This window comes from Larkinella knui, assembly GCF_003858645.1.
Lineage (GTDB): Bacteria > Bacteroidota > Bacteroidia > Cytophagales > Spirosomataceae > Larkinella > Larkinella knui.
In genome coordinates this window covers 1,041,646-1,063,820 of sequence record NZ_RQJP01000001.1, presented here as the reverse complement: position 1 = coordinate 1,063,820, position 22,175 = coordinate 1,041,646, and the positions used below count along the sequence as shown (strand labels likewise).

The window sequence follows — 22,175 nt, the reverse complement described above, 5'->3', positions numbered from 1 at the left end:
AATGGTTTCCCCAATGAGCAGCCCACGCAGACGGCAATGATAACAGGGCTCCGTTGCCCGATGGGTAGAATCCTGAGCATGGGCCGTAGAAAGGAACGCAGTAGCAAAGAAAAGGATGAAAAAAAACCGTACTCTTCTTCCCTTCCTCCCGCCCCGCCTGTGTCCGGCACGTGTTTCAATAAGCTCCATGGTATTTCCGCAAGCCCCACTCAACGCTGATCAACACGATAATCAGGAAAAACAACCAGCGTAGATTAATCAGTTCGTTCAACTCCTCATTGCTGCTCAGTCGTCCGGGCGGTTTCTTTTTTACCAGGTCATCGGCCAGCGACGAAAGTGTCGAAGCGTTGTAGAAACGACCGCCGGTTTGCTGGGCCAACTGCCGGAGCAGAAGATGATCGGCGGTTGTATTGATTGCTTCAAATTGCTGTTCCCGTACAATAAATTCGCCCGTGGCGGTTTCCGTCCGACCATTTAACGCAGCCGTAGCCCGGAACCGGTAAACGCCTTCGGGTAAACTGCTGACTTCGAAGCGGGAATTGCTGGCCGTTGGCGTATACGTAAAACTGCGGGGAACCGCCTTTTCGTTGGTAATCTCCAGACGTATCGGCCGGTCGAACAGCTTTTCGTAAATATCATTGTACATCTCCGTCTCGAACGTCACCTTTTCGCCCGCCAGAAATTCATTCCGAATGGGATAAACGCGCAGTTTACGGCGGTCTTCTTTAATCGAAATAAGCTGCATTACTTTCTGAAGAAGTTCGTCCACAACCGCCTGGTTATCGGTCAAGGCGTATTCTTCCAGCCGCCATTCCCACAGTCCCTCACCCGCCAGAACGGCGGCCTTGCGTTGAGAAGAGCTATTGATCGCCAGCAGTGGTTTGCTCGTACGAACACTTCCTACCTGCTGCCACAAAACCACCTCGCTCCCCGGCGACAGTTTGAAATCTCCGAACGGAACCAGCATCGGCGGCAACCGGTCCAGCAACGTCAGTTTCTGGGCGTCCAGATTCAGTTGATGAAAATCGGCATTAAAGCGCCCCGTCACTTTATCGGTCTGACCCCCGCCCGCCACAATCTGCATGACCGGATTCAATCCGTTGAACGATTGCAGGCCCGACTGATTACCCAGAATAAACAATACCGGCGTGTTTTTTTGCAGTACCCGCTGCAGTACGCCAGCACCCGCGTTCAGATTATCAGGCAGTTGGTGCAGAATAACCAGGTCATAGACTTTGTCGGGAATCTCCGCCGTTCCCCCGTTCAGGATGCGAATATCGAGTTCGTAATTCTGATTTTTCTCAATAATACTGCGTAAGGCTTTGATGTCGGGATGCGGTGTCAGCGCCAGCAGCAGGATTTTTTCTTTGCCGTCGATGATGTCGATGTAGACATCCCGGCGGTTATTTCGGGGTGTAAATTCACCGTCCTGGGGCAACACTTCTATGACGTAATGCTGCATTCCTTTCTGGCTGGAAAAGGTCTGAAACGTCAGTTGCTGAAACGTTTCCGGACGACTGAAGTTGACGGTTTGCCGACTCAGTTCCCGGCCATTCTGGCGCAAAACCACCGTTCCGCTCCGTCCCTGAAAACCGTAGCTGGCGACATCGGCCTGAATCGGGAACTGGTTGCCCAGGTAGGCGATTTTGTTGGCCACAGCATCCTTCAGCTGCACATCGCGCTTCGGAATCGTGTCGCCAACGCCGACGGTATGTAACGCAAAGTTATACCGACCAAACGTCGGTGAAAGCCCCTGATTGGCAATACCGTCCGAAATCAGTACGACATCGGTCAGGTTGCGCCCTTCGTAAGCGTTTCGAATACCGCCCAGCAGATTCGACAAATCGGTGGTCCGCTGGTTAAACGGAATCGTTTTCAGATCGCCGGTCACCAGGCTGTCGCCCAGCGTTTGCACCGACACATCAATATCGTCGCTGGTCAGGCGCTCCCGCAATTGGTTAGCGGCTTCCAGCGCCCGGTCGAGTTGTGCTCTTCCGGCCACCGTCATCGACTCCGAGTTATCAATCGCCAGTACGACTTTCGGTTTTTCAGTAATCGTCTGGGTGCTGCGAATCAGCGGATTGAGCAGCAGGAAACACACCACACTGACCACCAGAAACCGGAATGCCGCCAGGGACAGATTCATCCGCTGACTCCATCCGGAATTCCGCTGATACAATGCAAACGCATAAGCCGCCCCCACCGCCAGACACAGCAGCAACCACCAGGGAGACGATTGAAAATAAAGTTCGGAGCGCATCTTATTGAATGATGAGTTATGAATGATGAACGATGAATGAAAGATGGAGCAATCCCCACATCATTCATCGTTCATCATTCATCATTAAGTAAGCATTCCCCCGTCCACCTGCAGCACCTGGCCGGTGATGTAGCGGGAGAGGTCGGAAGCCAGAAACAGGGCGCAGTCGGCGACCTCCTCCGGTTGTCCACCACGCCGGAGCGGGATCGACTGCTTCCATTCTTCAACGGCTTTTTCATTGATTTCGCCGGTCATTTCGGTTTCAATAAAACCGGGAGCAATGGCATTCGAACGAATATTGCGGGAGCCCAGTTCCAGCGCCACCGACTTGGTAAATCCAATGATACCGGCTTTGGATGCGGCATAATTGGCCTGACCAGCATTGCCCCGAATACCGACTACCGAAGTCAGGTTGATGATCGAGCCTTTTTTGGCTTTCATCATCGGTTTGATCACGGCTTTGGTCAGGTTAAAGACCGACTTAAGATTAACGTTGATAACGACGTCCCATTGTTCTTCACTCATCCGCATCAGCAGGCCGTCGCGGGTAATACCGGCATTATTCACGACGGCATCAATAGTGCCAAAATCAGCCACAATCTGGTTGGCCAGTTCTTCGGCAGCTTTAAAATCCGAAGCATCCGAGCGATACCCTTTTACCTTAACTCCAAAAGCCGCTAATTCAGCTTCCAACGCCTGCCCTTTTTCAATACTTGACAGGTAAGTAAAGGCAATATTAGCGCCCTCCTGGGCAAAACGAATGGCAATGGCCCGGCCGATGCCCCGTGAGGCTCCGGTAATCAACGCAACTTTTCCTTGAAGTAAACTCATGAAGTAAATGTGAGTAACGAGGGTTTGTAAGATTGGCCGCAAAAATAGTAGTATATATTCGATCATCCGACTACTTTTGCCCGAAACGTTGCGAAAGAGTTGTACGGCTTTTTTTCTGAACCCTCCTCTGATAACTCATGACAAGATTTGCCTTTATCTTTTTGATGGTTTGCTTTAGTCAGTGGAGTGTGGCCCAGAAAATTCACGCCCACAACGACTACGAAAAACCGGAGCCACTCGTGGCCGCCATTCGCAACCAGGCCGGTTCCATTGAAGCCGACGTTTTCCTGGTTGACGGTAAGTTAATAGTTGCTCATGATAAATCCCAAATTCAGCCCGGCCGTACGCTGGATTCTCTCTATTTAAAGCCCATAGCCGCCTTGTTTGGTCAGAACAAAAGCCGCCAGTCGGCCAGTGGTTCGGTCAGTTCTGATCGGAAATACACGTTCCAGTTGCTGATTGATCTGAAGGAAAACGGGGTCGAAGCCATCGAGCAATTACAAAAAGCCGTTGCCCCCTACCGCACCTGCTTCGACCGCGCCATGAACCCCGTGGCGATTCAGCTGGTGGTCAGTGGTAACCGTCCGCCCATCGCCAACTGGGTCGATTACCCCACCTACATCCTGTTCGACGGCCGTCCCAGCGAATTATACGACGACGAAACCATCAAACACGTCGCTCTGTTCAGCGATACGTTTCAAACGTATTCCCGGTGGAACGGCGAGGGTGAAATGCCGGAAAAAGACCGCGAAACCCTGAAACGATTCATTAAGCGGGCGCACGGCCAGAACAAGCCCATCCGGTTCTGGGCTTCACCCGACAATCCCAATGCCTGGAAACAACTGGCTAAAATTGGTGTCGATTTTATCAATACCGACAAAGTGGAGGAGTGCGCTAAAGCATTGAAATAAAATACAGTCAGCAGACGCTGGTAAAAGATAACCCCGGTTCCGTCCCGACGATTGAACCGGGGTTATTTCTTTTAATCGAATACGTAGGTGACCGTTAAACGGGGTTGCAGGGTCGCTGAGGCACCGGTTGACCAGGAACTTTGGCTGGTTGCTTTCGGGTAAAAATTCCGGATAAAATACGCGTTGCCCACGGTTGCCTCGACAATAAATCGATCACCCAGGAGATAGGCTAACCCGGCACTGGCGGAAATACCGGCGGTTTGCTGAACGGAGGTACTGGCTCCCTCGGATTTACTACGAATCGAAGTGTAGGACAAATTGCCTTCAACAAAAGGCCGCAGCCGGTTATCAGAGACGTATTTTTTCAGATAAGGACTGATTCCATACCCTACAACCGACCCCTCTTTATTCCAAACAATCGACAACGGGACTAAAACACCAAGTTGAAGGTTCTTTTTGATAAACCATCCAATGGAAGGACTCAGCGCCAATGTGTTCAATCGTACTTCGCTGGCACCGGGTCGGTTTAGCTTCTCGCCCTGGGTATTTAAAGTAAATGTACCGCCCATAACCCAGCGCCCTTTTGCGGTTTGGGGAGCTTCGTAAACTCCAGTCGTGTTTTCTTTGCTGCCCCCGGTCAGGATGACCAATCCTAGTCCGAAGCCACTAAAAGCAAATGGAAATGAAGACGAGATGGCGGAGGCTTCCAGGCCAATCCGGTCCGTTAAAAAGTAATTGGCTCCTATTTGAGCAACGGGGGTAGCCGTCAGGGTATTCCGGTCCGGGCTGCTCGTACTCTCCCCTTCAAAATCCCCTCGTCCGTAGCTGAGCGATAAACCGCCCCCCAGCAAGACCCGCCACTTTTCTTTTCCCCAATACCGCCGGACAAACCCATTTAGACTGCTGTTGAAGTTGGAAAACCGAAAGCCCGGCAACTGGGGTGAATTTGGTGTACTTAAACGGGCCGTTTCCATCCCGATACTCAGCCCACCTCCGGCCAGCCATTGATCTTTAAAGAAAACACCCCGGCTGAATGAAAAACTACTTTTGGTGGTCCGGTATACATTGCGGTTTTGATTGAGACCATTTTTTTGTGACGTATGATCGAATTGGGCGCTTCCCGTCCAGATTCCCCGACCTTTTTCGGTTTGGGCCTGAACGAGTGGCGATAAAGCACAAAGACAGGCCAGGAGTAAAGCTTTTTTCATGTTGGCTTTTTTCGGGAAAATATAAGTAAATTTTCAGACATACATGAAAACATGTTGTTAAAAATAGTTAAGCATCACTACAGTAGGATTTTCAAGGTTCGGGAATAAACGATACCTATTGTTGAGAACAGGGGTTGGCCCAGTTTCGTCAGGTATTCACCCAAACCCACCCGGTATGCATTCCGCTTGTCAAAACCCGTTCCTGATGCCTACTTTTGGCGATCACTGCATCAGAATCAGCATGACATCGAACCGGATCTCCACATTTAAAAAACCGTCTGAAGCCACTTTATTCCTCGAAAACTGGAACCGGCAGGTAGAAGCCCTGAATGGTTTTACATACGAGCGAATTTCCATTCCCACTTCGTTTGGAAACACGCGGATCTGGGCGGCCAATCCGCACCTGACGGAAGCCCCAACGATCGTGTTCTTTCCCGGTGCCCGAACCTGCGGTTTGTTCTGGGATATGGATAATGCGCTGAAACCCTTCCGGGAAAGTTACCGGTATTACATCGTCGAGGTAAACGGTCAGCCCAGTCTTAGCGATGGACAAAATCCGGGTGTCAAAACGAATGATTACGGTCGTTGGGCAACGGAAATACTGGATGGCCTGGCCATAAAGAAAACGACTATTGCCGGTGCATCCCTCGGCGGTTTAATCTGTCTGAAGCTGTGTCTGGAATCGCCTGAACGGGTAAAAAAAGCAATATTGGTCAACCCGGCAGGTATTCAACCCTTTTCAACATCAATCCGAAATTTGTACTACAACCTGTTACCGATGATTTTTCCAACACCGGCTAATCTGAATAAATTTCTGGATAAAGCGATTTTTTGCCCACCTCATCAAACGGTTTCCCCGGTTTATCGGGAGTTAATCAGCAACTACCTGCTCTATGCACTCCTGAATCACCAGTTTCGGGGTGATTACCCGGCACCCTTGAAGAAAGAAGAGCTGCGCCGACTTACATCAGATATTTACCTGATTCTGGGTGAAAAAGATCCCTTATTTCCACCGGGTGAAACCATTCGACTAGCCGAAGAAAATATTCTGACGCTTCAGGGCAGTCAGATTATTCCCAATACCGGGCATGGTATTGAAACTTCCAAAAGAGCGCACGACCTGATCTGGAAGATGGTTAGCAAGCCCGCCGGTCATTCATATTAATTCCCAAAGCCCCGAGCTGCCCGTTAAAAAACGTATTGAACCGTAAAAGCCGGTGAGGTTGTCAGTTGCAATCCCTGAAGCCACAATCCATTTTTCAACTGGTTATTTTGGGTTTGCTTGCTAACATTGAGATTCAGCAGGTTGGCTTCAGCAATAAAGTTATCACCGAGCAGATAGGCCAGGCCACCGTTGAGCGTTCCTCCGGTGGTATGATTGATTTGTTCTTTGGGAAAGGGATCCTGTTTGAAAGAATAGGCAGAATACGTAAAGGTCGCGCCCACGTAAGGACGCAGCCGGGTATTAGAAAGATAAGCCCGAACATAGGGTGCGATGCCTAGCGTGGTTTCTGCAGCTTTGCTGGTTCCGCTCGTGGTACTCCAGGTAATGGGCACCGAAATGCCAACCAAAAAATTATTTGCCACAAAAAAACCAACCGCAGGGGCCGCTATCAGGCTTTTGGCGTCGGAGCGCCGATTATTCAATTCTTCGTTTCTGCCTGAAAATACGACACTTGCTCCTACCGTGAACCGGCCCGCTCGGGCCTGCGATCCGACCGTCGGCGGGGTAGCAGCCTGGATGTCTCGTTCTGACCGGGTCCGACCCGTCATGTAAATCAAGCCGGCAGTCAAACCGCTGAATGTGAAAGGGAATACGGTGCTGTTGGTGGACATTTCCAGGCCCCACCGGCCATCGAGGAAATAGACCCCGCCGATTTGTGTGAAGGGTGAAACCTGGTACGTATTTGTCCTGTTCTCCGTTCGGATGCTGGTTCCGGCATCATAAACCTCCTGGCTGTAGTTGTCGAGATTACCGCCAATACCACCACCGGCGTAAATCCGCCAATTGCTGGCTCCCCAGTATTTTCGGGCAAAAATCGATAATCCGCCCCGGCGATACTGCTGATTCAACGGGATGGTGTTTGCATTCACCTGTTTGTAGTACGAGCCATTAACCGCCAATCCCAGCAACCAGTTGTTTTGTAGAAATACGCCATGATTGACCGAGAAATTGAGTTGAGGACTGCGACGTGTATAACCGTTCGGATACTCTCCGGCGAGCTGGGTGGTATTTAGTTGCAAATTCCCGCTCCACAGAGCACGGCCGGGTTCAGTCTGAGCAGTAGAAAAATGAGGGATCAGGAGCAGGCAACCGGACAGGAGAGTCGCTAATTTCATATAAGTTGAGTTACAGTAAACGTGTAGCAATAATAATACCGGTTCAACTTTCCAATCCCATTTCGTTTCATTTCCCGTCAACTTCAAAAAAAATAGGCTGAACTTACGTCCAGCCTATTCGAAACTGTATATCAATTGTATCTAGTTAACCTTATTCGGTTACCGGCTCATGTTTCTTCACCGTGATGATCAGGTTTTCCCCGTTGTCATCGTAGTCAGCCATGATCACATCCCCTTCTTTGAGATCGCCTTTCAGGATTTCTTCCGCGACGGGATCTTCAAGGAATTTCTGGATAGCCCGGCTTAGCGGACGTGCACCGTATTGAGGATCGTAGCCTTTTTCCGACAGGAAGTCTTTGGCTTTATCCGTCAGTTCAACTTTGTAGCCCAGACTCGTGACACGGCCGAGCAGTTTGCCCAGCATCAGGTCAATAATCTTGTGGATATCTTCGCGTTGCAGCGAGTTGAACACGATCACATCATCCAGGCGGTTCAGGAATTCCGGCGAGAACGCTTTCCGCAGGGCATTCTGAATCGTGCTTTTCATGATTTCGTCCTGATTTTCGGACTTACCACGGGTGGCAAAACCGATCCCTGAACCGAAATCTTTGAGGTCGCGAACCCCGATATTCGAGGTCATGATGATAATGGTGTTCCGGAAATCGACCCGGCGACCCAGACCATCCGTCAGTATACCATCGTCGAGCACCTGCAACAGAATGTTGAACACATCCGGGTGGGCTTTTTCGATTTCATCCAACAGGACAACCGAATACGGTTTCCGACGAATTTTCTCCGTCAACTGACCGCCTTCTTCGTAACCCACATAGCCCGGAGGAGCTCCGACCAGACGGCTTACGCTGAATTTCTCCATGTATTCCGACATGTCGATCCGCACCAGTGCGTCATCTTTGTCGAAGAGGTAGGAAGCCAGCACCTTCGCCAGTTCGGTTTTACCAACACCAGTTGGCCCCAGGAAGATGAATGAACCGATTGGTTTCTTGGGATCTTTCAAACCGACCCGCGTCCGCTGAATGGCCTTCACCAGTTTCTGAACCGCCTTATCCTGACCAATCACACGACCGGTCAATTGTTCAGCCATGTTCAGCAGTTTGGCCCCTTCGTTGGTGGCTACGCGGCTGGTTGGAATACCGGTCATCATGGCGACAACCTCGGCCACGTTTTCTTCCGAAACCGTATAGCGTTTTTTCTTGGTTTCTTCTTCCCAGGCCAGTTTAGCGCGGTCCAGCTGATCGATCAGGCGTTTTTCCTTATCGCGAAGCTGAGCGGCTTCTTCGTATTTCTGACTTTTCACCACCTGGTTTTTCTCCTTCTTGATGTTCTCGATGCTGTCTTCCAGCCGGAGAATATCTTCGGGAACCGAGATGTTGGAGATATGTACGCGGGCCCCCACTTCGTCCAGTACGTCGATGGCTTTATCTGGCAGGAAACGATCAGAAATATACCGTTCTGATAATTTAACGGCTGCTTCAACCGCTTCCGGCGTGTAGTTGACGTGGTGGTGATCCTCGTATTTATCTTTGATGTTGTTCAGAATCTCGATGGTTTCTTCAACCGACGTAGCGTCGACCATCACGACCTGGAACCGACGGGCCAGAGCACCGTCTTTTTCAATGTACTGGCGGTATTCGTCCAGCGTGGTGGCACCAATACATTGGATGTCGCCCCGGGCCAGGGCCGGTTTGAACATGTTGGAAGCATCGAGCGAACCCGAAGCACCACCGGCACCGACGATTGTGTGTAACTCGTCAATGAAGAGAATGACTTCCGGCGATTTTTCCAGTTCATTCATGACCGCCTTCATGCGTTCTTCAAACTGGCCGCGGTATTTGGTTCCGGCCACTAACGAAGCCAGATCCAGCGTTACCACGCGTTTGCCAAACAGCACCCGCGATACTTTTTTCTGAACGATCCGCAGGGCCAGCCCTTCCGCGATGGCGGTTTTACCGACACCGGGTTCACCGATCAGGATCGGGTTGTTCTTTTTACGACGGCTCAGAATCTGAGCAACGCGTTCAATTTCTTTTTCACGGCCAACGATTGGGTCAAGTTTGCCCAGTTCAGCCAATTTCGTTAGGTCACGGCCGAAGTTATCCAAAACCGGCGTACGCGACTTTTCAGACCCTTTCGGATCTTTTCCCGATCCCGAGCTGCTGCTTCCGAACATGCCGCGGTCGTTGTCGTCGTCGTCAGTTTCGGGGCCCATATGCGGACGTGTACCGGAGGATTGATATTCCAGCATTTCCTTTATTACCTCGTAGTTGACATTAAATTTGTTCAAAATCTGGGTGGCTACATTGTCTTCATCGCGAAGAATGGACAGGAGCAGATGTTCCGTGCCAATCAGCGGACTTTTGAAGATTTTTGCTTCCAGGTACGTAATCTTAAGTACTTTTTCAGACTGACGTGTGAGTGGTATATTGGCCAGATTTTTGACATTGTTGGTTGCGGTTCCTTTGGTCGCCTGCTCGATGGTTACGCGGAGTTCGTCCAATGAAATGCCCAATTTTTTCAATAACCCAACGGCTACCCCTTCGCCTTCCCGAATCATACCCAGCAACAGATGCTCTGTGCCTATGTAGTCATGACCCAGACGCAGGGCTTCCTCTCTGCTGAGCGAGATAACTTCTTTAACTCGGTTCGAAAATTTAGCTTCCATTCGCTTAGGGTTGTATTATTTGCGTCTTACCGTAGTAACGATTTTTTTTTCGGTATTGTTCACTGGATCAACGACTGCTTTAAAACGTCGCTGGCCCTATTTCCCTGGCAGAAAATCAAGTCCAGAATGCTTAAATCAGGTACAAATACATTGCCAAAGTTCTGAAGATAAGAAACGGGATGATAAAACCTGCCATTTTGTATATTTCCCCGGGCATTGATTTGCGCGTGAGCATCCAGAACTTCCCTACTCAGTTGTCTTTCAAAGGTTTCTGTCAAAAGCAGCGTCTTCTGCCAGCCCAGCCATTTCAGACATAATGTCAGCAGTTCGAGATTTAAGTCAATTAAGAAGACCCATTTTTTCCGAAATACCAACTCCAGTTCATCAGCATAGTACTCAAAAAAAGGAGCTTTGCTGTAAGCCGTAACCAAACATCGCCAGTGACGATCCGGCCAGGCTTGACGGTCATCAATCCGTACCTCACGAATTAATTGCTTATGCGTACCATTCAGTACCGGAACCGTCAGTCGGTCGATGCCATTTGCCGTCAGGACATAACACCGATTTCTGTAACTTTGCTTTCCATAATGTTCGGCTGCTTCCAGCCAAACGGTATCGAAGGGTAAGAGTGCGGTGAAATAAGTCAGGCTGGGAAGGTAATGCAATTCAATCCGAATTGCCTGGCTTAATTGACCAACGTGGTACTTTTCCAATATACTCGACTCGTTGATAGCACCAAATAAATGAATTTCGCATTGAACAAGCAAACGGTTCCGCAAAATTTTAATTCGGCGGTATTTTTTTGCGGATCGGATTACCCATTTTCCAATGACACTATTCTTTTTCCGGTTATTTGCCAACGTTCCAATTGCCGCCCTTTACATCATTTCCGATGTTTTGTACTTTCTTTTGGCTTATCTCATCCGCTACCGAAAAAAGGTAATCGATACGAATTTAAAACGCTCCTTTCCTAAAAAATCAGATACGGAACGCCGGTATATCGCTAAAAAATTTTACCGAAACTTTGCGGATGTATTGGTTGAGACGCTTAAGTTACCGGGATTGTCACCCGCCGAGTTACAAAATCGGGTAACTTTTACCAACAAAGAACTGGTTGAGGAAAAACTGGGGCAGGGTCAGGCGGTTTTAATTATGGCTTCACACCAGTGCAACTGGGAATGGGCCCCTTCCGCATCGGTCGTGAATGGGATGCCCGCCGATGCGGTTTATAAAAAATTAACCAATCCGGTTTCGGAGCGATTGGTTCATTATATCCGCTCCAATTTTGGCGCCAAACCCGTGCCGATGAAGGCCCTGCTGCGGGAAATGGTTACCCGGCGAAAAGAGCCCCGCCTGATTGCTCTCGTTGCCGACCAGATTCCCGACCAGCCCGAATATGGCTATTGGACCACGTTCATGAATCAGGAAACGCCGTTTTATCCCGGCACGGAGCGGCTGGCCCGCAGTTTTAGCCTGCCGGTTTTTTACATTGAAATGCAACGCATCCGCCGGGGTCATTACACGATGACGTTCTACCCCATCGCCGAACCGCCGTATGACCATCTACCGGCAGGTGAAATACTCCACCGATACCGGGATCTTCTGGAAAAAACCATTCAAAAAGCGCCCTCCGACTGGCTCTGGTCGCACAAACGCTGGAAGCACAAACGCGACAAATACGTAAAGACGCAGGTGAAGTGGTAGAATGGGATAAAAGCCTGCATGAAGCATCCGACTAAGCCTGAAAGGCTTGAATAGATTAACCCCGGGTAGCGCCCGGGGATACCGGCCCAGCATCCACCTAAGCCTGAAAGGCTTGAACACGCTAACCCCGGGTACCGCCCGGGGGATACCCAGCTCAGCATCCACCAAGCCTGAAAGGCTTGAATACGCTAACCCCGGGCATCGCCCGGGGGATACCAGCCCAGCATCCGACTAAGCCTGAAAGGCTTGAATACGCTAACCCCGGGCACCGCCCGGGGCTCGCCATGACTCTGTCCGTAAGTAAGCTTATGGGATGAGTTGGCCTGTTCCGTAAGGGCGATGTATGCTTGTCGGATTAGACCCGGGCACCGCCCGGGGTTAGCGTATTCAAGCCTTTCAGGCTTAGTCTGGTATTGAGCCGGGTAGACCCGGGCGGTGTCGGGGTTAATCTATTCAGGCCTTTCAGGCTGCCGGTAATCTTACTACTGATATTGAATATAAAGTGGCTTGGGTTCCAAAGCCAGAACCTCTTCTGGTTCCATCAAATGCGGAACTTTATGGTTTGACCGGTGGTCCACTTTCTTCATATCATTTTTGTAGAAAAGCTTGAAGCCGGTATACTGAACCGGTTCTTTAACGATGTAATCTTTGTATGAATCGATCTTTAACGACGGTGGTCCCCAGCCGTCCATGTCCATGACAACCGCAACCCGGGGATCGAGCTTAATATTTTTGTAGTTCGTCACCATGCGTTGCGTGAACCGGTGGACCACCAGAATCTTCGGCGGAACGTTATTTTCTTTAACAATCCGGCTCAGAAACTGCACAGCATCGTTGACATCCGACGCGTCATAGGTACCAATTTTGGATCCCGGACGAGCACCGGTTTTCATCGAAAACTCCGGGTCAATCCCGAGGTGTACATAAGGCAGTTTCAGGTATTTTTCGAGAAAAGCCAGCTCGCCTTTCAGCGGGGCCAGACCCACCTGAATATCCAGAAAAACAATGGCTCCGTGCTGAGCACCCCAGCTGATGACTTTCCGGATCGTTTTGTCACTCATCCGAAGGCGGTAATTTCCGTCTTTACCGGGCGCTCCCTGTGCCGAAATTGCAACCAGATGCAAGGCTTTCTGAATGGGTTTTGAGGGGTCCGCTTTTTGCCATCTTTCGGCTTCCTGGTCGAGTTTGCGCAGCATCTCCTTGCGGGGAAACTCACCCAAAATACCCATTTTTTTTGAGTGCGGATTTCCGTAATATGCCAGAATCCGGTGCTTGGGCAGAAGCGTATCGGGCAAGGTTCCGGCAAATTGCAGGGTGTCGGCCTTCATCGGATCTTTTTCCGTTGTGTCGGCCGACGCCGTCTGAACGACGGCCACTTTCTGAACCGAATCCGTTACCGGCGCTGACGATTTGACGGCAACGCTATCGGTTTTGGTCTTTTCTTCACTGCTTCCATTGCTGGATGAACAGCCCGTTAACGCGTTGAATTGAATAACTATTGAAGTAATTGCCACTGCTTTCCATGCCGCTCGGCACGCCTTACACCCTCCGTTTACCACTGTTTTTGAATTAATAAATGTGAAATTAACAACCTACGGTTTTCAGACCGTGAAGGTCATAAAAAATACGGACTCTAATCCGTAGGTACACCAAAAATAGAAACTCTATTGTAAATCGAAATGGTATTCTGAAAATAATGAGTATGAGGTTTTGGTTTTAACTTTTTTAAACCCGTTTTACACCTCCGCCGGCCCCAATCCTTGCCGGACAATTTCAAAATCATCCGTTGTAGCGTCGATGATGGTTGAGGGAATATTTCCGCCTATTCCGCCGTCGATAACGATATCGACCAGGTGTTGAAACCGCTCAAAAATAATTTCGGGATCGGTAATATACTGGATAATATCGTCGTCGTCTTTGATGGTCGTCGTAATGATCGGATTGCCCAGCTCTTTCACAATTTCACGCGGAATGTTGTGGTCGGGAATCCGGATTCCCACCGTTCGTTTGTTGGTATGAAGGATTTTGGGCACCCGGTGGCTAACATCGAGAATAAACGTGTAGGGCCCCGGCAGCAGTCGCTTCATCATTTTAAACGCCATATTTCCAACTTTGGCATAGTCCGCGATGTGGCTCAAATCGTGGCAAATAAATGAAAAATCGTTCTTCTGGGGTTTGATGCCTTTGATGCGGGCAATGCGCTCGATGGCCCGGGTGTTGTGAATATCGCAACCCAATCCATAAATCGTGTCGGTTGGATAGATAATGACCCCGCCGTCGCGCAGGACATCGACCACATGGCGAATCTTCCGCTCCTCAGGGGTATCGGGATGAATCCGTAAAAACTCGGCTGACATACACTTCTCTTGATTATCTGCTTAACTAACCTGGGGCCTTTTGGTTGCAAATAACCGATTTCCTGGCTGAGATTAAAAGAAATCTGGCGTGGTTGTCAAACCAACATCCGGACATCGCCCCGACTAATCTGGCGGTTTTGCTGCCATTGGGCATACCGCCGGTATAACCTGTTGATCGGAATATGCCACTTGCAAAGACGCAGGATCACAGCTGTCTGGAAATCGGGCCTTTCCATGAATTCCAGCAATTCTTTAAACCGAAACGCCAGTTCGAACTGCTCGGTATAAAAGCATTGCCGGATAAACCAGCGAATACGTCCCGCCAACGCCTGGTATTCGTCCGTCGACTGGCACTGGTCGAAGGCTTTGTAACAAACCTTCAACGTTGACCCCAGCAGTGAGCTTTGCCGGTCGGCAAATTGGCTAGAAAGTGAGTTTCGAAGGATTCGCTTGCTCGTCAGCACTTCGTCCTGGTAATGATACCGGTAATCACGCGCCGTCCGGACCCAGAAATCAAAATCTTCATAACTCAGCGATTCGTCGTAGCCCCCCAGGCTTTCCAGAACATCTTTCCGCATCATCATGGTGGGAGTCGACACAAAATAAGACGCCAGAATTTCCTTAAAAACCCAACCTGATGGCACCTCCAGCGTGGTTTCTCCTCTCGAATTGACGGGGTAGTGATAGCCGGTCAACTGGCCGTTTTCGTCGATGTAAGCGGCATTACTGAAAATTACGGCATAGTCGCCCGCCAATCGTTCAAATCCGGCAACCTGCCGGGTAATCCGTTCGCGGTGCAGAACATCGTCGCCCGATAAATCAATTATATACCGTCCTTTGGCCCGTTTCAGTCCCTGGTTAAACGCCCGGCAGATCCCGGTATTTTCGGTGTTCCGAATCAACTGAATTTTCGGATGTTTTTGGATTACTTCCTCAATTCGAGCCACCGAGTGGTCACTGCTGTTGTTGTCAATTACAATCAATTCGACCAGCGGGTAAGTCTGGTTTAAAACCGACTCCAAAGCCGTCGTAATAAAGCGTTCGTGGTTATAACAGATGCAAATAACCGATACCAACGGTCGGACCGACGACAGGTAATCTGCCAGCAAGCCCTGCGGTTCCTCAACAAGAGTTTCAGCCATAATAGATGATGAAGGATAGGTAATTATCGAACAAAGAGACTGCAACTCTCCCTAGGGCAATAGTATGTATTATTCAAACGATAAATACAACATTTTTGAGTGAACGGTGCTGATTACGGAGTAGAAAGGGAAATGCGGGCCTGCAACCGAATAGTAAATTAAGTCAGCTTTGGCACGGTTTTTATGCTAATTATCAGCAAGAAACAGTCAGAGTTTAGGCCGAGAGCTTGGCTACTGATTTTTTGGGTTAGGGTTATTGTAAATGCTCTCTAAGCGGTTTGGGGAGCATTTATTGTTTTCTCTTCTACCTGCGGATTTTTATCGCCTTCCAGTTGATACAACGCCACATTCAAATCAAATCCGAGAATAAGCAGTAAACAGACCAGATTAATCCAGATCATGAGTACAATGAGTGTTCCGATGGAACCATAAAGCTTGTTGTAGGAGCCGAAGTTGGACACATAAAACGAAAACCCGTAGGTAGTCAACACCACCAGTACCGAGGCAATGATACTACCGGGCGTGACAAACTTCCATTTCATATCGATGTCGGGGCCAAATTTATAAATCACCGAAATAGCCCCAACAAATACCGCAAACACGACCAGATACCGGCTTACATTCAGGAGCGTTGTCACAACCACATTGTCAAGAATGCGGATGTGCTGGAGGTAATCCGTCAAAACGCCCCCCACGACTAAACCGGCAATCGCTAAAAACAGGGCGACCGCCAGCATAATGGTCAAACCGAAGGCAATCAGCCGGGTTTTCAGAAAACCGCGCCGTTCACCGGTTTTGTGAGACGAATTAAAAGCCATCATCAGCGACAGAATTCCGTTTGTTGCCGCATACAAAGCCAATAGAAAACCGAACGAAAGCACATTACCCCGGGGCCGGCTGATGATGTCGTAGATGGTGGTTTTGACGGTATCGTAGGTCGATGCGGGAAGAACCTGCGAGAAAAAGTCCATCACCTGACCTTCCAGGTTCGGAATCGGGATCAACGGAATCAGGGTAAACAGGAAAATGACGGCCGGAAAAACCGCCAGAATAAGGCTATACGCTACCGAAGCAGCCCGCTCACTGGTATCATTGTCGGCTATTTTGGGGAGAAATTTATTCAGAAACTGAAACCAGTCCTGTTTGGAATCAAAGGCCCGGTGCTTCTGAAGAAAAATAATAACGCGTTGAACGGCGCTATATCGCATCAATTTTTCCAACATGATCAGGTAGCGTTACTGGATGAAAATTAAACCCTGGATTCAAAAAAAGGTTTGAGTTTTTCGTTGAGATCAGCGGGCGATTTGGTCAGGCGTCCCGTAGCGGCCATCATAAAAACCAGCGTCGTTTCCCCGGTATTCAGATGGTCGCCGTGCTGGTTGTAAATGTCGTAGTGAAAAATGATCCGCACCCCGGGTTTTTCGTGGATCGATACCCGAATCGACAGCAGATCATCGTACCGGGCTGGCCGCAGATACCGCGAACGGTTTTCATAAACGGGCATCATCACGCCCGATGCTTCCATGTCCTTGTAATGAAACCCCAGACTCCGCAACGCTTCCACGCGTCCGATTTCATAATACCGGGCGTAATTGCCGTAATAAACATACCCCATCTGATCGGTGTCGGCATAACGAACCCGAATGGGTGGCACTTCGTACGTAAACATGGTTTCGTAAGATAGAGAGGCTGGACAAGAGAATGATGACTTTGGCGGCTTTTTGGCTACTATTCTCTGGTCTCGCTTCTTTAGTCTATTTATTTCATAATTCCCCGTTTGTTCAGTTCGGCGTGATAAATCCGGGCGTTGTTCAGGTGTTCTTCGTACGTTTTGGCGAAGGTGTGATAGCCGGAAAAATCCGATCGGGCTACAAAATACAGGTAATCATGGTTTTCGTGATTCAATACCGCATCGATCGAACTGAGCGTCGGCAGGTTGATCGGACCGGGCGGCAGGCCTTTAAACCGGTACGTATTGTACGGCGAATCGATGAGCTTATGAACGTTCAGCACCCGCCGGATGGTAAAATCGCGGAGGGCAAACACCAGCGTCGGGTCGGCTTCCAGCAACATACCCCGCTGCAATCGGTTCCAGTAAACGCCGGCAACCCGCGGTTTTTCGTCGTTCTTTTTACTTTCCGATTCAACAATGGAAGCCAGCGTTTGCACCTGCGTCTGGGTCAATCCCATGTCTTTTGCTTTTTGCTGACGCTCGGGGGTCCAGAATTTCTTGTATTCTTTTCCCATCCGGTCCAGAAAATTCGTGGCACTGGTGGTCCAGAAAAATTCGTACGTATTCGGCAAAAACATGCACATGATCGTCGTCGTATCGAAACCATACCGTTCACACACCCTGGGATCTTTCAAAAGGGTATCCAGCGTCTGAGGGCCGAATTCAAATTTGCTCCCCAGCTTGGCAATCAGTTCATCTTTTAACCGGATGTTATTGAAGGTCAGCTTCATGGGGTCCTGAGCACCCGAACGGAGTTTGCGAATCGCGTCCTGGTTGTTCATTTCCTTTTTAATAATATACCGACCGTTTTTCACATTATCGGTATACTTCATGAAGCGCGCCAGAAACCGAAACGACATTTTATCGTGCACGACATGGTGGGCATCAAGCGAGTCCATGACGGTTTTGAACGTCGCTCCACGCGGAATCAGCAGCTCAAAATCTTTGTCGCCTTCATCCGTTTGCAGGTTCGGCGTTTTGAAAATTTGCCACCCATAAAATGAGAACGTAGATAACAGAACGGATGCGACAATCAGAATTCCAATGACAAATGAACGGGACATAAGTACAAACAGTTGGGACTGCAAAGGTAGTAAGGATGGCGGTTCAATAATAACAAATCAAACTTTTGCCCCGACGGGTTTCCGGATGCGCTGGTAGTTGGGCAGATTGACCAGCAGTACGCCCGTCAGAATAACCACCAGCGCCAGCAATTGCCGGACCGAAATCGACTCGTTGGCAAACAGTCCGCCCAGCAAAACCGCAATGACCGGATTTACATACGCGTAGGTGCTGACAACCGCCGGTGGCCGCACTTTCAGAAGCCACAGGTAAGCCAGATACGTGACGATCGAGCCCATAGCTATCATATACACCAGCGCCAGCCAGGATTTAAGCAGCACCTGATCAAACTGAAAATCAGTCAGTTCGCCGGAAAGCAGACTAACCAGCCCGCTGAAAGTGCCCGCTGATAGCAGTTGGAAGCTGCCGTTCAAAACCGTTGAGGAGGAGGCCGGTTTGTATTTGGCGTAGAGTGAGCCGAAGGTCCAGAAAATACCGCCCGTCAATAATACGCCAACGCTTACCCAGAATTGTCCGGATGATTGCAGCAACTGCGCAGTCTGACCGGGTTGCGCCAGGAGCAATACCACTCCGGCAAAACCGATAACGACTCCGCTGGGAATCATCCAGTTGGCGAAATAATGACGCCACTGCCGCCGGTCCAGAATCACAAACCAGAACGGCAGCGTCGTCACCAGAATGGCGGCCAAACCGGAAGGCATGTATTGCTCGGCCCAGATCACGGAAACCGTGCCGCCGAACAACATCAAAACCCCACTCAAGGCGTTGCGGCCCAGATCCCGGGCTGTCAGTTTCGAATCACCTTTTAACAGACAGTAACCGAACAGCAAAATACCGGCAATCAGAAAACGCAACGAAGCCATTAGAAAAGGCGGAATACTCGCCAGACCCAGCAAAGCGGCCAGATACGTCGATCCCCAGATGATGTAAACGGCGGCAAAAGCCAGCAAAATCAGCCAGGGTTTGGGTTGAGGTTGAGTCATTAAATGATTATTGTCCGTTCGTCATTTGGGTGGAATCCCATTTCAATTCAAACCGTTCTGCCAGTTCGCGTAAACTCTGAATAACCGGTTCAATCAAGGGCAATCCGTTTGCCCCGCGCTCGGCTTCCATCGCGCGCTCGGGGTCGCCGGGAATCAATACGGTTTTTCCTTCCACCGCCCGGGCGTTGCGAAACGCGCCAATCCAGTTATCCATATGTTGTTTGAAGTCATCGGCGGTTCGGAAGGCGTCGATTCGCATTGCCCCGAAGAAGTGCCCGGTTCCGGCCCCAACGCCTTCCTGCGCGGCCATGAAACCCGCCGTAGCGAAAGGCGGAACCCACGGCCCGTAGTTGGCCCCCGACAGTACGCCGGAGAAAATATCGACAATGGCCCCTAAACCGTATCCTTTGTGACTACCGTGTTCACGATCTGAACCGAGTGGCAACAACGCGCCCCCGTTCTTAATTGGATTGGCATCGGTTGTGGTCTGGCCTTGCGCGTCCTGCGCCCAGCCCAAGGGTGCGTCCTGGCCTTTGCGCTGCAAAATTTCCATCTTGCCATACGCCACCGCCGTCGAAGCAAAATCAGCGACAAATGGCGGCTGGGTTAAAGCCGGCACCGCAACAGCGATCGGGTTGGTACCCAGCATTTTATCCAAAGAAAACGTGGGAGCGACGAGCGGAGCCGCGTTGGTCATCGTCAGGCCAATCATGTCGTGTTCGAGCGCCAGCATGGCGTGGTACCCGGCAATACCGAAGTGGTTGGAATTCCGGACGGCGACCCAGCCCGTGCCCGCCATCCGCGCTTTTTCGATGGCAATCTGCATGGCTTTCGGCCCTACAACCAGACCAACCCCGCGGTCGCCGTCGACCACCGCCGTGGACGGCGTTTCGTGAACGACCCGAATTTCCGGAGCCGGATTCAGGCGACCGTGGTCATACAGGCGCACATAGCCCGCCAGACGGGCCACGCCGTGGGAATCCACACCCCGGAGATCGGCCTGCACCAGAACCGTGGTCGCCAGATCGGCGTCGGCATCCGAAAATCCGATTTTAAGAAAAACTTGCTTCGTAAACGCTTTGAGTTGGTGAACTGGAATCATTGGATTGGCGGAAACAGACCGGAAATTTACAACCGGCTGGACGGTTTGTACGAACAATTCACTAAATCGAACCGGATTTCCGGCCGACTATTTTCACAAAAATAGCCGACAGACTAAACGAAACCGCTCCGAATGGTATCTATATTCTCGAACCAGCATTTTTCCATCCGTAATTCATGAAAAAAATCCTCTTTATCATAACCGCCTGTTTTTTGTTTTCGGTCGTACAAGCCCAGGAAGACGAACAGCGCGTCACCTCGACCCTGCAACACATTACGGTATTTCTGAACCGTGCCCAGATTAATGCGCAGGCGCGGGCAACCCTCACTCCGGGTACAACGCGGCTGATTATCGATAATGCGTCGGCCCAGACCGACCCCCAGAGTATTCAGGTCAGCGGCAAAGGCGACGCCGTTATTCAGGGCGTTCAGTTCCGGACCAACTTTCTGACCAAAGTACCAAAACCGGCTTCCCTGCAACGGCTGGAGGATTCGTTACGAACGGCCCGTGATTACTTCGACGGATTGACTCTTCAGAAAGAAGTGCTCGAAAACGAGAAGAAAATGGTGCTGGCCAATCAGAAAGTGGGCACCGAAAAAGGCACCGTCGTGAAGGAGGTGGCCGACATGGCCGACTTTTTCCGCCAGCGGCTGACCGACGTGGGCAAGAAACTCCTGGCGCTGGAAAAACTGGTGAAGGAGCAGAAACTGAAAGTCGACCGGCTCGAAGGACAGGTGAAAGAACAGAATGCGAAACGTGAGCGGCCGGTCGGCGAAATTGAAGTGACACTCTCGGCAAAAGCCCGGACGACCGTCGATCTGGAACTGAGTTACGTGGTGGACAACGCCGGTTGGGTTCCGTTTTACGACATTCGGGTTCGCGACACCAAAAAACCGGCCCTTCTGGCTTACAAAGCGAATGTGTACCAGAATACCGGTTTCGACTGGCAGAATGTCAGGCTGACTTTATCGACCTCCAACCCGGCTTTGCCCGGAACGCAGCCCCAGTTGGAAACGCAGTTTGTGAGTTTCTATGAACCCCGGCCGGTTCCGATGATGGCGCCCGCTCAGGCAAAATTACAATCAAGACAACAGAGCGGGGGCGCGGTGGCCAGCGAGGCCGCTTCAGCCGCCGATCTGGCCACCACCGCCGATTTTACCCAGGTTACGGAACAGCCAACGAGTGTCAAGTTTGAAATCTCGACGCCGTACACCATCTTGTCGAACAACCGCCCGCAGGTGGTCGATATTCAATCGGGTGAAGTACCGGCTAGTTATCGGTATACGGCGACGCCCAAGGTTGATTCGGATGCCTTTTTGATCGCGACCTTGTCGGGTTGGGAAAAATTAAATCTGCTAAACGGAATCGCCCGCACCTATTTTGACGGCACCTATGTTGGCGAAACGCGGGTCGATTTGCAGCAAGCGGGCGATACGTTGACGCTGGGACTGGGCCGCGACAGGAAAATCATCGTAAAACGGGAAAAAACGCAGGATTTCAGCAGCCGAAAAGGATTGGGGTCGGCTGTTCGTGATCAGTATAGCTACAAGATTTCGGTTCGGAATACGAAAACCGAGCCGGTAAATCTGACGCTTTTCGACCAGATTCCGGTTTCGACCGATAACCGGATCGAGGTGGAGTTGAATGACAGCGCCGGGGCGGAACGCAACGCCGAAACCGGTCGTCTGACCTGGAATTTGACGCTCAAACCGGGTGAAAACCGCGACCTCGTGTTTCGGTATACAGTCAAATATCCGAAAGGCAAACAGCTTGTCAATGCGGAATAATCCGGTTGTTTTGCGTAAAAATCCGGTAATTAGAAGCCAAATGGTTTATTTTTTG

The 22,175-nt window shown here is 50.3% G+C and carries 18 protein-coding genes; 4 read left to right on the top strand and 14 right to left on the bottom strand.

The window, feature by feature from the left end; genetic code table 11:
• Positions 1-175 precede the first annotated feature (175 nt).
• Complete coding sequence (locus EHT87_RS04295) at positions 176-2,260, bottom strand: vWA domain-containing protein (RefSeq protein ID WP_124904200.1); 2,085 nt, start codon at positions 2,258-2,260, stop codon at positions 176-178.
• An 84-nt stretch (positions 2,261-2,344) separates the two neighbouring features.
• Positions 2,345-3,091 (bottom strand): 3-oxoacyl-[acyl-carrier-protein] reductase, encoded by a 747-nt coding sequence (gene fabG / locus EHT87_RS04290; RefSeq protein ID WP_124904198.1) that lies wholly within the window; start codon positions 3,089-3,091, stop codon positions 2,345-2,347.
• Positions 3,092-3,228: 137 nt separating this feature from the next.
• Between fabG and EHT87_RS04285 the strand changes: the two genes are divergently transcribed.
• Entirely contained in the window at positions 3,229-4,002 is a 774-nt protein-coding gene (locus EHT87_RS04285; protein WP_124904196.1) for a phosphatidylinositol-specific phospholipase C/glycerophosphodiester phosphodiesterase family protein, read from the top strand.
• A gap of 71 nt (positions 4,003-4,073) precedes the next feature.
• Here the strand turns inward: EHT87_RS04285 and EHT87_RS04280 are convergent, their stop codons facing one another.
• Entirely contained in the window at positions 4,074-5,210 is a 1,137-nt protein-coding gene (locus tag EHT87_RS04280) for a hypothetical protein (protein ID WP_124904194.1), read from the bottom strand.
• A 175-nt stretch (positions 5,211-5,385) separates the two neighbouring features.
• Here EHT87_RS04280 and EHT87_RS04275 point away from each other — a divergent pair, with 175 nt between their 5' ends.
• Complete coding sequence (locus EHT87_RS04275) at positions 5,386-6,375, top strand: alpha/beta fold hydrolase (protein WP_124904192.1); 990 nt, start codon at positions 5,386-5,388, stop codon at positions 6,373-6,375.
• A 23-nt stretch (positions 6,376-6,398) separates the two neighbouring features.
• On the opposite strand, the gene EHT87_RS04270 is transcribed toward EHT87_RS04275, so the two are convergent.
• From EHT87_RS04270 to EHT87_RS04260, 3 genes are all read right to left on the bottom strand, one after another.
• Positions 6,399-7,550 carry an outer membrane protein gene (locus EHT87_RS04270; RefSeq protein WP_124904190.1) on the bottom strand — a complete coding sequence of 384 codons (1,152 nt, stop codon included), beginning with the start codon at positions 7,548-7,550 and terminating at the stop codon, positions 6,399-6,401.
• Positions 7,551-7,701: 151 nt separating this feature from the next.
• A complete protein-coding gene (locus EHT87_RS04265; protein WP_124904188.1) occupies positions 7,702-10,230 on the bottom strand; it encodes an ATP-dependent Clp protease ATP-binding subunit in 2,529 nt (842 codons plus the stop codon).
• Between the two features lie 59 nt (positions 10,231-10,289).
• Entirely contained in the window at positions 10,290-10,943 is a 654-nt protein-coding gene (locus tag EHT87_RS04260; protein WP_124904186.1) for a WbqC family protein, read from the bottom strand.
• Positions 10,944-11,058: 115 nt separating this feature from the next.
• Between EHT87_RS04260 and EHT87_RS04255 the strand changes: the two genes are divergently transcribed.
• The gene (locus EHT87_RS04255; protein ID WP_124904184.1) at positions 11,059-11,934 is read left to right on the top strand and encodes a lysophospholipid acyltransferase family protein; all 876 of its coding nucleotides are present in this window, start codon (positions 11,059-11,061) and stop codon (positions 11,932-11,934) included.
• Between the two features lie 482 nt (positions 11,935-12,416).
• Here EHT87_RS04255 and EHT87_RS04250 read toward each other — a convergent pair whose 3' ends face one another.
• From EHT87_RS04250 to EHT87_RS04215, 8 genes are all read right to left on the bottom strand, one after another.
• A complete protein-coding gene (locus EHT87_RS04250; RefSeq protein WP_124906009.1) occupies positions 12,417-13,262 on the bottom strand; it encodes a hypothetical protein in 846 nt (281 codons plus the stop codon).
• 408 nt (positions 13,263-13,670) lie between these two features.
• Positions 13,671-14,291 carry an L-threonylcarbamoyladenylate synthase gene (locus EHT87_RS04245; protein ID WP_124904182.1) on the bottom strand — a complete coding sequence of 207 codons (621 nt, stop codon included), beginning with the start codon at positions 14,289-14,291 and terminating at the stop codon, positions 13,671-13,673.
• Between the two features lie 95 nt (positions 14,292-14,386).
• Positions 14,387-15,433 carry a glycosyltransferase family 2 protein gene (locus tag EHT87_RS04240; RefSeq protein WP_124904180.1) on the bottom strand — a complete coding sequence of 349 codons (1,047 nt, stop codon included), beginning with the start codon at positions 15,431-15,433 and terminating at the stop codon, positions 14,387-14,389.
• A 269-nt stretch (positions 15,434-15,702) separates the two neighbouring features.
• Positions 15,703-16,656, bottom strand: a complete 954-nt coding sequence (locus EHT87_RS04235; RefSeq protein ID WP_124904178.1) for a YihY/virulence factor BrkB family protein — start codon at positions 16,654-16,656, stop codon at positions 15,703-15,705.
• A 26-nt stretch (positions 16,657-16,682) separates the two neighbouring features.
• The gene (locus tag EHT87_RS04230) at positions 16,683-17,102 is read right to left on the bottom strand and encodes an acyl-CoA thioesterase (protein ID WP_124904176.1); all 420 of its coding nucleotides are present in this window, start codon (positions 17,100-17,102) and stop codon (positions 16,683-16,685) included.
• Between the two features lie 89 nt (positions 17,103-17,191).
• On the bottom strand, positions 17,192-18,229 hold the full coding sequence (mltG, locus tag EHT87_RS04225) for an endolytic transglycosylase MltG (protein WP_124904174.1): 1,038 nt from the start codon (positions 18,227-18,229) through the stop codon (positions 17,192-17,194).
• Positions 18,230-18,286: 57 nt separating this feature from the next.
• Positions 18,287-19,231: an EamA family transporter gene (locus tag EHT87_RS04220; RefSeq protein WP_124904172.1), complete on the bottom strand. Its 945-nt coding sequence runs from the start codon at positions 19,229-19,231 to the stop codon at positions 18,287-18,289.
• Between the two features lie 7 nt (positions 19,232-19,238).
• Positions 19,239-20,333, bottom strand: a complete 1,095-nt coding sequence (locus tag EHT87_RS04215) for an Ldh family oxidoreductase (protein WP_124904170.1) — start codon at positions 20,331-20,333, stop codon at positions 19,239-19,241.
• Positions 20,334-20,509: 176 nt separating this feature from the next.
• Here EHT87_RS04215 and EHT87_RS04210 point away from each other — a divergent pair, with 176 nt between their 5' ends.
• On the top strand, positions 20,510-22,120 hold the full coding sequence (locus tag EHT87_RS04210; RefSeq protein ID WP_124904168.1) for a DUF4139 domain-containing protein: 1,611 nt from the start codon (positions 20,510-20,512) through the stop codon (positions 22,118-22,120).
• Positions 22,121-22,175: the final 55 nt, after the last annotated feature.

What these genes read in the sequence shown, in the direction of transcription:
- EHT87_RS04255 (WP_124904184.1), top strand. Translation starts at nt 11,059, where the DNA reads ATGACACTATTCTTTTTCCGGTTATTTGCCAACGTTCCAATTGCCGCC.
- EHT87_RS04235 (WP_124904178.1), bottom strand. Translation starts at nt 16,656, where the DNA reads ATGTTGGAAAAATTGATGCGATATAGCGCCGTTCAACGCGTTATTATT.
- EHT87_RS04270 (WP_124904190.1), bottom strand. Translation starts at nt 7,550, where the DNA reads ATGAAATTAGCGACTCTCCTGTCCGGTTGCCTGCTCCTGATCCCTCAT.
- EHT87_RS04220 (WP_124904172.1), bottom strand. Translation starts at nt 19,231, where the DNA reads ATGACTCAACCTCAACCCAAACCCTGGCTGATTTTGCTGGCTTTTGCC.
- EHT87_RS04215 (WP_124904170.1), bottom strand. Translation starts at nt 20,333, where the DNA reads ATGATTCCAGTTCACCAACTCAAAGCGTTTACGAAGCAAGTTTTTCTT.
- EHT87_RS04280 (WP_124904194.1), bottom strand. Translation starts at nt 5,210, where the DNA reads ATGAAAAAAGCTTTACTCCTGGCCTGTCTTTGTGCTTTATCGCCACTC.
- EHT87_RS04250 (WP_124906009.1), bottom strand. Translation starts at nt 13,262, where the DNA reads ATGAAGGCCGACACCCTGCAATTTGCCGGAACCTTGCCCGATACGCTT.
- EHT87_RS04295 (WP_124904200.1), bottom strand. Translation starts at nt 2,260, where the DNA reads ATGCGCTCCGAACTTTATTTTCAATCGTCTCCCTGGTGGTTGCTGCTG.
- EHT87_RS04240 (WP_124904180.1), bottom strand. Translation starts at nt 15,433, where the DNA reads ATGGCTGAAACTCTTGTTGAGGAACCGCAGGGCTTGCTGGCAGATTAC.
- mltG (WP_124904174.1), bottom strand. Translation starts at nt 18,229, where the DNA reads ATGTCCCGTTCATTTGTCATTGGAATTCTGATTGTCGCATCCGTTCTG.
- EHT87_RS04275 (WP_124904192.1), top strand. Translation starts at nt 5,386, where the DNA reads ATGCATTCCGCTTGTCAAAACCCGTTCCTGATGCCTACTTTTGGCGAT.
- EHT87_RS04210 (WP_124904168.1), top strand. Translation starts at nt 20,510, where the DNA reads ATGAAAAAAATCCTCTTTATCATAACCGCCTGTTTTTTGTTTTCGGTC.
- fabG (WP_124904198.1), bottom strand. Translation starts at nt 3,091, where the DNA reads ATGAGTTTACTTCAAGGAAAAGTTGCGTTGATTACCGGAGCCTCACGG.
- EHT87_RS04265 (WP_124904188.1), bottom strand. Translation starts at nt 10,230, where the DNA reads ATGGAAGCTAAATTTTCGAACCGAGTTAAAGAAGTTATCTCGCTCAGC.
- EHT87_RS04245 (WP_124904182.1), bottom strand. Translation starts at nt 14,291, where the DNA reads ATGTCAGCCGAGTTTTTACGGATTCATCCCGATACCCCTGAGGAGCGG.
- EHT87_RS04230 (WP_124904176.1), bottom strand. Translation starts at nt 17,102, where the DNA reads ATGTTTACGTACGAAGTGCCACCCATTCGGGTTCGTTATGCCGACACC.
- EHT87_RS04285 (WP_124904196.1), top strand. Translation starts at nt 3,229, where the DNA reads ATGACAAGATTTGCCTTTATCTTTTTGATGGTTTGCTTTAGTCAGTGG.